This is a genomic window from Pseudokineococcus sp. 5B2Z-1, assembly GCF_037482305.1.
Lineage (GTDB): Bacteria > Actinomycetota > Actinomycetes > Actinomycetales > Quadrisphaeraceae > Pseudokineococcus.
In genome coordinates this window covers 675361-690169 of record NZ_JBBHZG010000002.1, presented here as the reverse complement: position 1 = coordinate 690169, position 14809 = coordinate 675361, and the positions used below count along the sequence as shown (strand labels likewise).

Annotated in this window: 11 protein-coding genes; 2 read left to right on the top strand and 9 right to left on the bottom strand. The window is 79.3% G+C overall.

Translation table 11 applies throughout. The features are described from left to right. Positions 1-96 precede the first annotated feature (96 nt). From WDV85_RS07265 to dacB, 5 genes are all read right to left on the bottom strand, one after another. A complete protein-coding gene (locus WDV85_RS07265; protein ID WP_339569997.1) occupies positions 97-3210 on the bottom strand; it encodes an FAD-binding and (Fe-S)-binding domain-containing protein in 3114 nt (1037 codons plus the stop codon). Between the two features lie 73 nt (positions 3211-3283). Continuing rightward, positions 3284-3838: a hypoxanthine phosphoribosyltransferase gene (gene hpt / locus WDV85_RS07260; RefSeq protein WP_298801168.1), complete on the bottom strand. Its 555-nt coding sequence runs from the start codon at positions 3836-3838 to the stop codon at positions 3284-3286. Between the two features lie 114 nt (positions 3839-3952). Next, positions 3953-5023 carry a tRNA lysidine(34) synthetase TilS gene (tilS, locus tag WDV85_RS07255; protein WP_445263254.1) on the bottom strand — a complete coding sequence of 357 codons (1071 nt, stop codon included), beginning with the start codon at positions 5021-5023 and terminating at the stop codon, positions 3953-3955. Positions 5024-5135: 112 nt separating this feature from the next. Further along, positions 5136-6320, bottom strand: coding sequence for a zinc-dependent metalloprotease (locus WDV85_RS07250; RefSeq protein ID WP_339569995.1), 1185 nt, complete (start codon positions 6318-6320; stop codon positions 5136-5138). A 147-nt stretch (positions 6321-6467) separates the two neighbouring features. Then, positions 6468-7961, bottom strand: a complete 1494-nt coding sequence (gene dacB, locus WDV85_RS07245) for a D-alanyl-D-alanine carboxypeptidase/D-alanyl-D-alanine endopeptidase (RefSeq protein ID WP_339569994.1) — start codon at positions 7959-7961, stop codon at positions 6468-6470. Between the two features lie 371 nt (positions 7962-8332). Between dacB and WDV85_RS07240 the strand changes: the two genes are divergently transcribed. Then, on the top strand, positions 8333-8824 hold the full coding sequence (locus WDV85_RS07240) for an inorganic diphosphatase (protein ID WP_171203933.1): 492 nt from the start codon (positions 8333-8335) through the stop codon (positions 8822-8824). A 150-nt stretch (positions 8825-8974) separates the two neighbouring features. Here WDV85_RS07240 and WDV85_RS07235 read toward each other — a convergent pair whose 3' ends face one another. Both WDV85_RS07235 and WDV85_RS07230 read right to left on the bottom strand, forming a co-directional pair. After that, positions 8975-9466 (bottom strand): MarR family winged helix-turn-helix transcriptional regulator, encoded by a 492-nt coding sequence (locus WDV85_RS07235; protein WP_339569993.1) that lies wholly within the window; start codon positions 9464-9466, stop codon positions 8975-8977. A gap of 81 nt (positions 9467-9547) precedes the next feature. Beyond that, positions 9548-11860: an HAD-IB family hydrolase gene (locus WDV85_RS07230; protein WP_339569992.1), complete on the bottom strand. Its 2313-nt coding sequence runs from the start codon at positions 11858-11860 to the stop codon at positions 9548-9550. 237 nt (positions 11861-12097) lie between these two features. Here WDV85_RS07230 and WDV85_RS07225 point away from each other — a divergent pair, with 237 nt between their 5' ends. After that, on the top strand, positions 12098-12652 hold the full coding sequence (locus WDV85_RS07225; protein WP_339569991.1) for a type 1 glutamine amidotransferase domain-containing protein: 555 nt from the start codon (positions 12098-12100) through the stop codon (positions 12650-12652). 111 nt (positions 12653-12763) lie between these two features. Here WDV85_RS07225 and WDV85_RS07220 read toward each other — a convergent pair whose 3' ends face one another. Together WDV85_RS07220 and WDV85_RS07215 are read right to left on the bottom strand one after the other, a co-directional pair. Then, a complete protein-coding gene (locus WDV85_RS07220; protein ID WP_339569990.1) occupies positions 12764-13408 on the bottom strand; it encodes a hypothetical protein in 645 nt (214 codons plus the stop codon). Beyond that, positions 13405-14691 carry an MFS transporter gene (locus WDV85_RS07215; RefSeq protein WP_339569989.1) on the bottom strand — a complete coding sequence of 429 codons (1287 nt, stop codon included), beginning with the start codon at positions 14689-14691 and terminating at the stop codon, positions 13405-13407. Before WDV85_RS07215 ends, WDV85_RS07220 begins: the two co-directional genes overlap by 4 nt. Positions 14692-14809: the final 118 nt, after the last annotated feature.

Below are 14809 nucleotides of genomic sequence, written 5' to 3'. Positions count from 1 at the left end.
GGGGCTCCCGGCGGCCTGCGGCCGTCGCCTCCCCCGTCCCGCCCGCTGAACGGGCGACGCCCGGGCGCTGTTCCGGCGCCGCGGCGGCGTTCGCCGTCAGCGGACCCGGCGGTCCGCCCCTGCCTCGTCCGCGCCCGGCAGCCCGCGGGCCAGGAGCTCGGCGAGGTGGAGGCCGCGGCGGTCGGCCAGCTCGGCGAGCTGGGTCCGGCAGGAGAAGCCGTCGGCCAGGACGACAGCGTCCGGCGGGGCGGCCTCGACCGCCGGGAGGAGCGCCGTCCGGGCGACGGCGACGGAGACGTCGTAGTGCCCCTCCTCCACGCCGAAGTTGCCGGCGAGACCGCAGCACCCGCCCAGCGCCTTGACGGCGACGCCGTTGCCCTGCAGCAGGTCGAGGTCGGCCTCGAAGCCGAGGACGGCGTGCTGGTGGCAGTGCGGCTGCGCGACGGCCTCGAGCCCGGCCAGGTGCGGCCAGGGGACGTCGGAGGCGTGGGCGGCCAGCACCTCGGCGAGGGTCCGCGAGCGCGCCGCGAGCTCGGTGACGAGCTCCTCGGGCACCGCCTCGTCACCGGACAGCAGCGCCGAGGCGTCGTGCCGCAGCACCGCGAGGCACGAGGGCTCGAGGACGACGAGCGGCACCGGCGGCCCGTCGGGGCCGCCCGCCGTCACGGCGGCGAGGCGCCGCACCGTCCGGCGCAGCTGGCGCCGCGCGAGGTCGAGCTGGCCGGTGGAGACGAGCGTGAGCCCGCAGCAGACGTCCCGCGGTGCGAGCTCGACGTCGAAGCCGGCGTGCTCGAGGACCCGGACGGCCGCGTGGCCGACCTCGGGCGAGAAGTGCTCGGTGAAGCTGTCGGCCCACAGGACGACCTTCTGCCCGCCCGCACCCGGACCGGGGCGCGCGCCCTCCCCGGCGCGGCGCTCGGCGTCCCGCCGGGCGCCGGCGAGCACCGCCGGGGCCGACGCGCTGAAGCGCCGCCGGGCGAAGCGGGGCAGCGCGCGGCGCTGGTCGATGCCGCCGACCCGCTTGAGGAGGCGGGCCAGCGGGCCGAAGGACAGCGAGCCGTTGGCCAGGCGCGGCACGAGGCTCGCGACGCGCGACAGGTACGGCAGCCAACCGAGGACGTAGTGGTTCATCGGCCGCAGCCGGCCCTTGTAGGCCTGGTGGGTCGCCTCGGCCTTGTAGGTCGCCATGTCGACGCCCGTGGGGCAGTCCGACAGGCAGCCCTTGCACGACAGGCACAGGTCGAGCGCCTCGTGGACCTCCGGCGAGCGCCAGCCGCGGTCGACGGTCGTCGGGGCGCCGAGGGAGCCCGCCACCATCTCCTGCAGGACCCGCGAGCGCCCGCGCGTGGAGTCCTTCTCGTCCTTCGTCGCGAGGTAGGAGGGGCACATGACGCCGCCGGAGCCCGTCATGTCGGCGCGGCACTTGCCGACGCCCACGCAGCGGTGGACGGCCGCGGCGAAGCTGCCGCCGTCGGCGCGGTAGCCGAAGGCCAGCGGCGTCGGCCCCGGGCCCGTGCGCGCCTGACCCGTGCGCGCCTGACCCGTGCGTCCCTGGCCGGTGCGCTCGGGCGCGGGCCACGGCTGCGGCCGGAGGTCGGCGTCGAGCGAGCGGGGCCGCACGAGCACACCGGGGTTGAGGACGTCGAGGGGGTCGAAGACGCCCTTGACCTGCGCGAAGAGGTCGAGCACGCGCGGGGAGTACATGTGGTGCAGCAGCTCGCTGCGGGCGCGGCCGTCCCCGTGCTCGCCCGACATCGAGCCGCCGTGCGAGGCGACGAGCGCCGCCGCGGCCTCGACGAACTCCCGGTAGACGCCCTCGCGGCCTGGCTGCTCCAGCGGGTAGTCGATGCGGACGTGGAGGCAGCCGTCGCCGAAGTGCCCGTAGGGGATGGCGGTGAGGCCGTAGGAGTCCATGAGCGCGTCGAAGTCGCGCAGGTAGGCGGCCAGGCGCTCCGGCGGGACGGCGGTGTCCTCCCACCCGGCGTGCCCGGGCCGGCCCGAGGGGGCCCGCGTGGCCAGGCCGGCGCCGTCCTCGCGGATGCGCCACAGCGTGCGCGCCTCCACCGGGTCCTCGACGAGGCGCGTCGCGCTCGTCCCGGCGTCGGCGACGACCGCGCGGGCCCGGGCGGCGAGGTCGGCGAGCCCGTCCGGCGTCGCCCCGCGCTCGTCGGTGCCGAGCTCCACGAGCAGCCAGCCGCCGCCCGCGGGCAGCTGCGGGACGGGCGAGCGCAGGCGCTGCTCGACGGCGTCGACGAGCCGCGCGTCGAGGCCCTCGCAGGCGACCGGGCCGTGCCGCAGGATCGCGGGGACCGCCTCGGCGGCCTCGACCATGTCGCGGTAGCCGAGGACGACGAGGACCGTGCGCTCCGGGGACCGCACGAGGCGCAGCTCGGCCCGGGTGAGCAGCGCGAGGGTGCCCTCGCTGCCGACGAGCAGGCGGGCGACGTCGAAGCCCTTCTCCGGCAGCAGGTGCTCCAGCGCGTACCCCGACACCTGGCGGCCGAAGCGGCCCAGCTCGGTGCGGACGGTCCCGAGGTCCCCGGCGACGACGTCGCGCAGCCGCGCGAGGACGGGCGAGGTCTCGGGCGTCGAGAGGGCCGGCGTGGTCTGCGGGCGGTCGGGCGCCTCGCCGCCGCGGCTGCGCAGGACGAGGCGTTCCCCCGTGCCCGTGACGGCGTGGACGCCGAGGACGTTGGCGTCGGTGCGGCCGTAGCCGAGGGCGCGCGACCCGCAGGCGTTGTTGCCGATCATGCCGCCGATCGCCGCGCGGCTGCCCGAGGACGGGTCGGGGCCGAAGCGCAGCCCGTGCGGAGCCAGCCGGCGCTGCAGGTCGCCGAGGACGAGGCCCGGCTCGACCACCGCGGTGCGCGCCTCGGGGTCCACCTCGAGGAGCCGGTCGAGGTGCCGGGAGGTGTCGAGCACGACGCCGGTGCTGACGGCGTTGCCCGCGATCGACGTCCCCCCGCCCCGGGCGACGACGGGCACCCCGGTCTCGCGGGCGACCTCGACCGCGGCCGCCACCTCGTCGGCCGAGCGCGGGAAGGCGACGACCTGCGGCACGACGCGGTAGAGCGAGGCGTCGGTGGAGTACTCCGCGCGGCGGCGCGGGGAGGCGTCGACGTCGGTGAGCCCGGCGCGGCGCAGCGCCGCCTCGACGTCGCGCGGCGACGGGCCCGCGGGGGCGGCGGGCGCGGGGGCGGTGGTCGTCACGGGGCGCTCCCTCGGGGCGGGGCGGTCGCGGCACCGGCCCGGGCGGGGCGTCAGGGCCCGGGCGGCTCGCGCCTCAGCTGCGGTAGACGTGCGGCGCGAGCGTGCCCACGAAGGGCAGCCCGCGGTAGCGCTCGGCGAAGTCGAGGCCGTAGCCCACGACGAACTCGTTGGGGATCTCGAAGCCCGTGTAGCGCACGTCCACGTGCACCTTGGCGGCCTCGGGCTTGCGCAGCAGCGTGAGGATCTCGACCGAGGCGGCGCCGCGGCTGCTGAGGTTGGCCACGAGCCAGGACAGGGTCAGGCCCGAGTCGATGATGTCCTCGACGATGAGCACGTGCCGGCCCGTGATGTCGGTGTCGAGGTCCTTGACGATGCGCACGACGCCGGAGGACTTGGTGCCCGACCCGTAGCTCGAGATGGCCATCCAGTCCATCTGCGCCGGCACGTGCAGCGCCCGCACGAAGTCGGACATGACGAGCGCCGCGCCCTTGAGCACTCCGAGCAGGAGCACGTCCTTGCCCGCGTAGTCCTCGTCCACGCGCGCGGCCAGCTCGGCGAGCTTGTCGCGGATCTCGTCGGCGCTGATGAGGACCTTCTCGAGGTCCGCTCCCATGTCGGCGGCGTCCACGCGGGTGGTGCTCCTTCCGGCGCTCTGGCGCGGCCGGGGGGCCGGCGCGGGGCTGCGGTGGTGCGGGTCGCGGGCCGGTGGGACCCCTCCGGGGGGACTGCCGGGCCGCGGGCCTCAGCGGGGGGCTGGCGCCAGGAGCAGCCTGCCACAGGCGCGGCGCCCCTCGACCGCGCCGGGCAGCCGGACGGGTCCCTGGCCGCGCCAGGCGGTGACGAGGGCGTCGAGCGCCGCGGCGTGCGCCGCGGAGACGTCCCCCGCCGGCGCGCCGGCCCGCACCGCGGCCGCCCGGAGCGCCCGCCGCCGCAGCGCCGCCGGGGCCGCTGCGAGCACGTCGGCGTCGAGGGCGACGGAGGCGGCGCCAGCGGAGGGCTCGGCGGCGGGGTCGGCGCCGGCGGCCGCACCCGGAGCGACGTCGCGAGCGGCCCGGGCGGCGCGGGCCAGCAGCTCGTCGGCGAGGTGCTCGAGCAGGTCGGCGTCCTCGCGCAGCAGGTCCGCGGACCGGGCGAGCGCCGCCGCGACGCCCGGGCCGAGGTCGGCCTCCAGGGCGGGCAGCAGGTGCGCGCGCACCAGGGCCCGGCGCTGGTGGCCCGCTCCCCCGCTCGGGTCCGTGCGCCCGCCGTGCCGCGGGTCCGCGTTCGTGGGGTCGTGCCAGGGCTCGAGGCCGAGGGCCGCGCAGGCGGCCAGCGTCGTCGCGCGCGGCAGGCCCAGCAGCGGCCGGCGCAGCAGCCCCCGGCGCGGCGGGATGCCCGCGAGCGAGCGGGCCCCCGAGCCGCGGGCGAGCGCCAGGAGCACCTGCTCGGCCTGGTCGTCGCGCGTGTGCCCGAGCAGCACGGCCGCGGCGCCCTCCGCCGCGGCGCCCTCGAGGAGAGCGGCGTGGCGCCCGTCCCGGGCCCGGGCCTCGGGGCCGCCGCCCCCGCGCGCGGGGCCGGGGTCGAGCGTCGCCACCCGCACGGGCGCCAGCCCCAGGGCCCGGCAGACGTCCGCGGCGCGCGCGGCCACGGCGTGGCTGCGGGGCTGCAGGCCGTGGTCGACGACGAGCGCCCCGCCCCGCCCGCGCGCACCCCCGCGGCGTCCGGGCCGGGCCCACCAGGCGAGGCCGGCGGCGAGCGCGAGGGAGTCCGGGCCGCCGCTGCAGCCCACGAGCACGAGCGCCCCCGGCGGCACGTCCGCGAGCGCGGCCTCCACCGCGCGGCGGACGTCGGCGACCGCCGGGTCGGGGCCCCGGCGCCGCGGGCCCGGCGCCGATGACCCCGCGACGGCCGCCGAGGGGTCGGCGGAGGGGGCGCCCACGACGGTCCTAGCCGTGCACCCGGCGCACCCAGGCGCGCGGGTCGGCGATCTCCGCGGGCCGCGGCAGCTGCTCCGGCCCCGTCCAGACGGCGTTGAGGCCGTCCACGGCGACGTCGGCGAGGACGCCGCGCACGAAGGCCGCGCCGTCGCGGTACTGGCGCATCTTCGCGTCGAGGCCGAGGAGGCGGCGGACCACCCGGTCGAGGCCCGGCCGCCCGCCGCGGCGGGTGGTGAAGCGCTCGCGGATGGTCGCCACGCTCGGCACCACCGACGGGCCGACCTCGTCCATGACGACGTCGGCGTGCCCCTCGAGGAGCGACATCACGGCGGTCACCTCGGCCACGACCGCCTGCTGCTCGGGGGTCGCCATGATGCCGACGAGGCCGTCGCCGCCCTCGGAGACGGCGTCGGGCAGGCGCTGCGCCGCGGCCCGCAGCCGCGCGAGGAGCTGCCCCGGCTCGCCCACGACGTCGCCGACGAGCCCCTCGGTGCGGGCGCGCAGGTGCCCGGCCAGCCACGGCGCCGCGGTGAACTGCACCCGGTGGGTCTCCTCGTGGAGGCATACCCACAGGCGGAAGTCGCGCGGCCGCAGCCGCAGCTCGCGCTCGACGGCCACGACGTTGGGGGCGACGAGCAGCAGGCGCCCCGGCTCCCCCGGCGCCCGGGCGGCGGCCCCTGCCGGGTCCGGGCCGAAGGGGTCGTACTGGCCGAGCACGCGCGGCGCCAGGTAGGCCAGCAGCGCCCCCACCTCCGCGCCCGTCGCGCGCCGCCCGAGGGCCACGGCGGCCGCCGCGCCCGGGCCGTCCTCGCGGCGGCGGCGCCCGTCGCGCTCGTCCTTCTCCCGCCGCGCGTCGCGGGCGCGCACCACGGGGGCCTCGAGGAGCTCCCGGAAGGCGGCGGCGTTGGCCCGCGCCCACCCGGTGCGGTCCACGACGACGGCCCCCGTGTCCGGCGGCACGTCCAGGCCCGTCGTCTCGGCGACGTGCCCCGTGGCCCGCTCGGCGAGGCGCCGCAGCTGGGTGACCGCCCGGTCGGCCTCCGCCCGCGTGACCTGCGGCCCGGGAGGCGCGAGGCGGCCGGCGACGCGCACGGCCAGCTCCCAGTCGACGAGCTGGTCGACGAGCGGGGCCCCGCCCGGCGTCGTCGCCCCGCCCGACGTCGTCCCGGCCGGCCCCGCCTGCGTGGTGCTCACGCCGCCACCGTAGGCGGCGTCCCCGGCACCGACCCGACGCCTGGTCCACCCGGGCCTCCCCCGCCGCGGGGGTGAGGCCGTCTCCACCCCGTGCGGCCCCGCCGGCGCGACGGTGACGCCCCCGTCGCACCCCGAGGGCCCCCGGGGTCAGCGGCAGCCGCAGGCGGCGAGGGCCGCCGCGACGTCGTCGACGGCGGCGCGCGCCGGCTCGGTGGCCGGGACGGCGTCGGCGAGCACGGCGAAGGCGAGCAGGCGCCCGTCGGCGTCCACGACGACGCCGGCGAGCGCCGTGACGCCGGTGAGCGTGCCCGTCTTGGCGCGCACGACCCCGCGGGCGGCGGGCTCGTCGCCGAGCCGGGCGGCGAGCGAGCCCGTGAGCCCGGCCACGGGCAGGCCCTCGAGGAGCGGGCGCAGCTCCTCCTCGCGCGCGGCCCGGCCGAGGACGTCCACGAGCGCCCGTGCGGTGAGCGCGCTGCCGTCGCCGAGCCCGCTGGAGTCCGTCAGCGCGACGCCGTCGACGGCGACGCCCCGCTCCGCCACGGCGGCGCGCACGGCCGACGTGGCGCCCTCCGGCGTCACCGGGGCGCCGGTCGCGCGCGCCACCAGGAGACCGAGCACCTCCGCCCCCGTGTTGTCGCTGACGCGCAGGACGTGCTCGACGACGTCGGCCACGGGCGCCGAGCGCACCTCGCCGAGGACGGGGGCGCCCGCGGGCACGAGCGCCGGGTCGGTGCGTCGGGCCTCCCCGACGACGTCCACGCCCCGCGCGCGCAGGAGGTCGGCCAGCGCGTCGGCGGCGGCGAGGGCGGGGTCCGGGGCGCGCGGGGCGTACTCGTCCGGCGCGAGCCGCCCCGCGTCGACGGCGACGCCGGTGACGTCCGCGGCGAACCCGAGGGCGACGTCGCCCGGCGTCCAGGTCGAGGGGCGCACCGGGCCGGTGGGCGCGAGGGGGTCGGCCACGCGCAGGCGCACGGCCGGGGCTCCGGCCGGGGCTCCGGCCGTGCCGCCGCCCGCGCCGCCGGCGAGGGTCGCCGCGACCTCGTCGGCGAGGTCGGCGAGCCCCGCGCGCCCCACGACGGCGGCGGGGTCGCCGGCGCCCGCCCCCAGCAGCACGTCCCCGCCCGCGACGAGGACGGCCACGGGCGCGGCGCCCCCGTCACCGCCGCCCTCCGCGTCGCCCTGCGCGTCCCCCGGCCCGCCCTCCGGGGCGCCGAGGACGACCGACGTCGGCAGGGTCGTGGCGCCGCCGAGGACGGACAGGGCGGCCGCGGCCGTGAGCAGCTTCGCCGTCGAGGCCGGCTGGTGCGCCTCGCCCGCGCGCTCGTCGAGCAGCACCTCCCCCGTCAGGGCGTCCGCGACGACGGCCGACCGGGACGGCCCCAGGGCGGGGGCCGCGAGCAGCGGCCCGAGGACCTCCCGCAGCCGCCCCGGGTCCGGGGCGGGGGCCTGCCGGCCGGCGGCGGGCAGGACGGGACCGGGGGGCGAGGCGGGCACGACCGCGCCGGGGGCGTCGGGCCACGGGTCGGCGACCGGCGGCGGCGCCGTGGTGAGGGGGCCGGGGACGACGTCGGCGGCGTCGGCCGTCGCGTAGCCGCCGGCGAGCGCCAGCACGAGCAGCGTCGCCCCCGCCGCCCGTCCCACGCGCCGACGGCCGCGGCGGGGCACGGGCCCAGAGGTCGGCCCGGAGGTCGGCCCGGTGGTCGGCCCAGGACCCGGCTCGCCCCCGGGTGCGCTGCGACGACCTGCCACCGGACCTCCGCCCCGCCCTCTCACCGTCCGACGCGCCCGCTGCCGGGTCGGCCCGGGCGCGACGGCGGTGCGGCACCGGTCCGGCGCCCATGCCGTCAGCGGCTCGGCCACCCCGGGCTCGACCACCCGGGCGGGCACCGACCGACGGGCCCGGCCCTCGCGTGCGCCACACTACGCAGCGGAGCACCAGCACACGACGACCGCGGGACCGGCGCACGCGCCGGTCTCCCGGCGCGCCGGACCTGCCGATGGAGGGCATGCACGTGGAGTTCGACGTCACGATCGAGATCCCCAAGGGGAACCGCAACAAGTACGAGGTGGACCACGAGACGGGGCGGATCCGGCTGGACCGCACGCTCTTCACGGCCACGCGGTACCCCGCGGACTACGGCTTCATCGACGGCACGCTCGGTGACGACGGCGACCCGCTCGACGCGCTCGTGATGCTCGACGAGCCCACCTTCCCGGGCTGCGTCGTGCGCGCCCGCGCGGTCGGCATGTTCCACATGCGCGACGAGGCGGGCGGCGACGACAAGGTCCTCTGCGTCCCTGCGGGCGACCCGCGCCTCGAGCACATCCAGGACCTGGGCGACGTCGGCGAGTTCTACCGGCAGGAGATCGACCACTTCTTCCGGATCTACAAGGACCTCGAGCCCGGCAAGTCCGTCGAGGGCTCCCACTGGGTCGGCCGCGCCGACGCCGAGAAGGAGATCGAGGCCTCCCGCGAGCGCCTCGCGGAGTCCGGCGGGCACTGACCCCCGCGCTCGGCGAGCGCTGACGACGAGAGCCCCGCACCGCCTGGCGGTGCGGGGCTCTCGTCGTCAGGTCAGGACGGCGGCGCCCGGTCGGCCGCCCCCCCGGTCGGCCGCGCCCGAGGTCTGCCGCGCCCGAGGTCTGCCGCGCCCTCAGTCGGCCGCGCGCTCCTGCTGCGGGTCGGGGCGCCCCGCGCCCAGGTCGTTGAAGCGCTCGAGCAGGCGGGCGAGCGACTCGACGTCCTCGTCCGCCCAGGGCGCGAGCTGCCGGCGCAGGTTGGCCCGGCGGTCCTCGCGGACCCGGGCGAAGCGCCGGGAGCCGTCGGCCGTCAGCCGCACGAGGGAGGCCCGCCCGTCCGTCGGGTCGCTGGTGCGCTCCACGAGCCCCAGCTCGACGAGCTGGGAGAGCTGGCGCGACGTGGTCGGCTTGCCGACGCCGAGGAAGGCGGCCAGGTCGGTGGTGCGCTCCGCGCCCACCGTGGCCAGGCGCTGGAGGATCCCGTAGGCCGAGTGATCGAGGTCGGGGTGCACCTCGGCGGCCACCGACGTCGAGAAGGCCCGCGCCCGGCGCACGAGCAGCCCGACCTGCGTCTCCAGGGCGGCGACGGCGGTCTCGTGGGCGTCCTGGGCGCCGTCGCCGGTCACGGCCGCTCCCCTGCCCGCGTCGTCCGCGTCGTCCCCCGCACGTCGTCCGCGCTCACGTCGTCCCCCTCGTGCCGTCGGCGCTCACGCCGTCACCGCCCGCGGCGTGCGCAGCCGGCGCGGCAGCGTGGTGCGGGCCGCCCACACCTCGACGGGCCACCCGGCGCCGCGGGCCGCGCGCAGCAGCGGCACGTCGGGCGAGACGGCCGTCGGCAGGCCGACGGCCCGCAGCAGCGGCAGGTCGGAGTGGCTGTCGGCGTAGGCGTAGCTCTTCGCCAGGTCGAAGCCGTGGACCTCGGCGTACCGCACGACCCAGGCCGCGCGGCCCTCGCCCACCAGCGGCGGGGCGGTGAGGTGCCCGGTCGCCCGGCCGTCGGCGTCGACGGCGAGCCGCGCCGTCACGACCTCGTCGAAGAGCGGCGCGAGCGGGCGGGCCAGCTGCTCGACGGCGCCCGACAGGAGCACCGTGCGGTGCCCCGCCGCGCGGTGGGCCGCGACGCGCTGCAGGGCGGCGTCGCTCGCGCGCTCCAGCAGCGCGGGGGCCAGCACGGTGTCCGCGAGCTCGTCGAGGAGCCGCAGGTCGGCCCCGCGGTAGCGCCGGTACACCTGGCGCAGGAAGTCCCCGCGGTCGCGGCGCTCGGTGAGGAGCATCGAGGGCAGGCTCCGCGCCAGGGACAGCACCTCGCGCGCCTGCCCCGCCGTGCCGAGCCCGGGCAGCCGCGTCCACAGGTAGGTCTCGACGACGTTCGCCGTCAGCAGCGTGCCGTCGAGGTCGAAGACGGCCAGCACGTCCGAGGGCTCGGCGCCCGGCTCGGCGGGCACGAGGGGGCGGCGCACGCCCGCGGGGCCCCGGCGCGCCCGCATCCGCCGCAGCTCGTCCTGCTTGCGCACCGGCTTGGTCACGCTCGGGGCGTGCACGTCCCGGATGTAGTGGGGCCAGTCGACGACGGCCGTGTCGAACCCGAGGGCCGGCACGTCCTGCGGGTCGAGCGCCCGGTGCAGCGCGAGGGTCGCGTCGTCGACGAAGTGCAGCTCGGACTGCGTGTACGGCTGGTACAGGTCGGAGTACTGGCGCAGCAGCGCGAGCCGGCGGCCCAGGCGGTCGAGGTCGCGGCTCCAGCCGCGCACCCGCTCAGAGCGCGGCACGTACGTGAGCGCGCGCTCCGCGGTGGCGTGCACGCGCTCGCCGAGCGCCAGCCGGCGCTCGACCGGGGCGGCGCCCGGGAAGTCCCACACCGGCAGGTCCACCGGGCCCTCGCCCGTGTCGAAGGGGTGGGCGAGGAAGTGCTCGCGGACGAGCTCGTACAGCCGCCGGAAGGTGAGCGGGTTGCGCGCCCCGGACGAGACGTGGAAGTACTGCGGCGAGCCCGGCTCCGGCGTCGTCGCGCACACGGCGACGAGCGCGTTGACGACGTGGTCGACGGGCACGATGTCGATGGTCGAGTCGGGCGCCGCCGGCACCTCGGGGAGCTCGCCGCGCCCGTAGGCCATGATCAGCGGCTCGGCCATCTTGAAGCCCTCGATCCACCCGGGGTGCGGGTGCTCGAGCGCGGACTCGACGATGGACGGGCGCACGACGCTGACGGGCAGCGGCGCGCCCACCTCCTCGACGACGCGCTCGCCGAGGGCCTTGGTGAACGTGTAGACGTCGGTCCACCCCAGGCTGTGGCCGCGCTGGCGCCCGGCCTCGCGCTGCTCGGCGAGCACCCACTCGCGGCGGCGGCGCTCGGCGTCGGCCGCGGCGGTCAGGGGCCCCGCTCGGCCGTGGAGGGCCTGCGCCTCGGCGTTGAAGCGGGCGAGGACCTCGGGCGTGCGCGAGTCCTCCTCGATGCGGGCGGCGAGGCGGACGGCGGCGTCGAGCTCCGCGCGCCAGTCGACGGCGTGCTCGACGGACGCCTCGGGCACGGGCCCGCGTCGGCGGCCGCCGACGTAGGCCGTGGACACGTGCACGTAGTGGACGGGTCCGCGCCCGCCCCGGTCGGGGCCGGGGGCGCTGGCCTCGAGGACCCGCTCGAGGAGGTGCCGGGTGCCGACGACGTTGACGGCGAAGGCCTCCTGCAGCGGCGGGGCGAAGCCGACCTCGCCCGCGCAGTGGACGACGACGTCGAGGTCCCGCGGCAGGGCGGGCACGTCCTCGAGGTCGCCCTCGACCACCTCGACGCGCTCGAGCAGCCGCTCGGGCCCGCCCGCGGCCTCGGCGGCCGGGGCGAAGGTGCGGCGGCGCAGCAGCCGGGCGACGCGGTCGGCGGCCGGCTGCCCGGCCTTGGGTCGCACGAGCACCACCGGGCGGGCCTGCGGCGCCTCGACGAGCAGGGTCCGCAGCAGCGCCTCGCCGATGAAGCCCGTGACCCCCGTCACGAGCACGCGGCGGTCCGCCAGGGCCTCCCTCAGCCGCACCTGTCCAGCACCTCCGGCCTCCTCCCGCCGCGGGCGACCACCGCCCGGGCCCGAACCCGCCGCGAGCGGCGACGGCCCCGCGCACGTGCGCGCGACCCGGTCGGTCGGCGCAGACCCTACGGGAGCCGCCGGGGCGGTGCCTAGCGTGGCGGGACGAGGGGCCCGCACCCCGCCGTCCGGCGGGAGCGCCCGCGGGCCCCGCGCCGCGCGCGGCGCACCCGATCCGAGGAGGTCCCCATGGCAGGCAGGCTGGACGGTCTCACCGTCGCGTTCCTCGCGGCCGACGGCGTCGAGCAGGTGGAGTACGTGGAGCCGCGGAAGGCCCTGGAGGCGGAGGGCGCGAGCGTCCACCTCCTCTCCCCCGGCACCGACCCGATCCAGGCGATGAACGGCGACATCGAGCCCGCCGACACCTTCACCCCCGACCGGGCCGTCGGCTCGGTCGACGGGGCCGACTACGACGCGCTCGTGCTGCCCGGCGGCACGGTCAACCCCGACAAGCTCCGCGTCGACGACGGCGCCGTCTCCTTCGTGCGCGACTTCGTCGCGTCGGGCAAGCCCGTCGGCGCCATCTGCCACGGGCCCTGGACGCTCGTCGAGGCCGACGTCGTCCGCGGCCGCACGCTGACGTCCTACCCGAGCCTCACCACGGACATCCGCAACGCGGGTGGCCACCGGGTCGACGAGGAGGTCGTCGTCGACAGCGGTCTCGTGACGAGCCGCAACCCCGGGGACCTCGACGTCTTCTGCTCGACGCTCGTCGACGTCTTCGCGGGGGCCCGCCGGCACTGAGAGCCCCTCCGCCGGCCCGGCGACCCCGGTCCGACGACCCGGACGACGACGGCGCGCCACCCCGCTCGGGGTGGCGCGCCGTCGTCGTCGGAGGCCGCCCCGGCCGACGCCTCAGGCGTCGGGCGCCTCGACGGTCGAGACGACGCGCACGAGGGACGGCGCGGGCGGGGTCGAGCCGAAGCCGAAGCGCACGGGGGGCTCGACGGGTGCGAGCGGGCCGAGGTCGCGCCCGTCCCACGAGGTCGTCGCGTCGACGAGCGCGCGGACGTCGCGGGCGCCGTACCACTCGCGGCGGCCGCCACCGGCGCTGCCGCGGGTGCTCACGCCGCGCAGGACCCGCCGGGCCACCGGGTCGACCGCCGTCGCCCACGCGGGCGCGGACGCCACGGGCCCGGGCACGAGGCGCAGCAGCGCCCCGAGCGGGGTGCGGCGCCCCACGACGAGGCGCAGGCGCAGCGGCCCCGCCTCGACCTCCCACACCGCCCCGGGGCGCACGGGCGACGTGCGCAGGCGCACGTCGACGGCGCGGACCTCGTCGAAGCGGTAGACCCCGCTGACGTACTCGCCGACCTCGCGGGTGGGCGCGAGCAGCACCCGGTGCCCGTCCGCCCGCTCGACCATCGCGTCGGTGAAGGCGCCCGCCGCGCCCGCGCCGAAGGGCGAGCGCCGCCAGTGCCCGAGGACGACGCGGGTGCCCTCCGCCGTCCCCACGCCCGCGATGGCGCCCTCGAAGCGCTCCCGGCGCCGCGCGGTCACGGCACGCCCCCGGCGGCGGCGGGCGCGGGCGGCAGCAGCGACCGGGTGCGGCGCAGCAGCAGCGCCACGACGAGCGCGGCGGCGGTGCTCGCGGTGACGAGGACGACGACGCCGGGCCACCGAGCGGCCCCCCAGGCCGCCCCCGCGAGCGTCCCGCCCACGGACGAGCCCGCGTAGTAGGCCACGAGGTAGGCCGACGCCGCCTGCGCGGTGGCCCGCCCGCCGGCGCCGGCCCGGGCGGCCACCCAGCCGCTCGCGACGCCGTGCGCGGCGAAGAACCCCGCCGTGAGGACGGCCAGGCCCGCGACCACCACCCACAGGGGGCGGGCCAGCGTGGCGCCCGCGCCGACGAGCACGACGAGGACCGCGACGGGCACGACGGCGCGCCGCCCGACGGCGTCCGCGAGCCGGCCCGCCGTCGTCGAGGCGACCGACCCCAGCGCGTAGACGAGGAAGACGAGCCCCGCCAGGCCCGGGCCGAGGCCGTAGGGCGCGGCGGCGAGGCGGAAGCCCATGGCGTTGTAGACGGCCACGAAGGCGCCCATGAGGAGGAAGGCCAGCGCGTAGAGCGCCAGCAGCGCCGGGTCCGTGAGCACCCCGCGCGTGCGCCGGGCCAGCTGGCGCAGCCCCGCGGGCGCCGGCACGAATCGGCGCGAGGCGGGCAGGAGCCGCCGCACGGCCACCGCCGCGGCGAGGGCGAGGAGCGCGGTGGCGCTCGCGGCGAGCCGCCAGCCGCCGAGCTCGGCGAGGCCCGCCGCGACGAGGCGCCCCACCATCCCCCCGACGGCGTTGCCGCCCACGTAGAGGCCGGTCGCCCAGCCGGCCGCGCTCGGGTGCACCTCCTCGCGCAGGTAGGCCACCGCGACCGCCGGCAGGCCCGCCAGCGCCAGCCCCTGCAGGGCGCGCAGGGTGACGAGCGCGGGCCACGACGGCACCAGCGCCCAGGCGAGGCCGAGCACCGCCGAGGCGAGCAGGGACGTGTGCACGAGGCGGGTCCGGCCGACGCGCTCGGACAGCGGAGCGGCCACGAGCAGGCCCACGGCGAGCCCCGCCGTCGCGGCGGACACCGCGAGCGTGGACGCGCCGGCCGAGACGCCGACGTCCTCGGCGAGCAGCGGCAGCAGCGGCTGGGGCGCGTAGAGCAGGGCGAAGGTGACGAGGCCGGCGAGGAAGAGGGCCACCGAGGACCGCCGCAGCCCCGGCTCGCCGGGGCGGTAGCCCTCCGGGAGCACCGGGGACGCGGCCGCCGGGCCCCCGCGCGCGGCGGCGTCGCGGCTCGGCATGGCGCGACGCTAACCCCAGCGCGCCGCCGTCACCCGGTCGGGCGGTCGCGGTGCCCCCGGGCGCCGAGGAGGGCGCGCTGCTAGCGCGGGCCGCCCGGGCGTCCGGCGCGGGACCGGG

Coding starts and splice junctions, on each gene's coding strand:
- WDV85_RS07215 (WP_339569989.1), bottom strand. CDS start 14,691: ATGCCGAGCCGCGACGCCGCCGCGCGCGGGGGCCCGGCGGCCGCGTCC.
- WDV85_RS07225 (WP_339569991.1), top strand. CDS start 12,098: ATGGCAGGCAGGCTGGACGGTCTCACCGTCGCGTTCCTCGCGGCCGAC.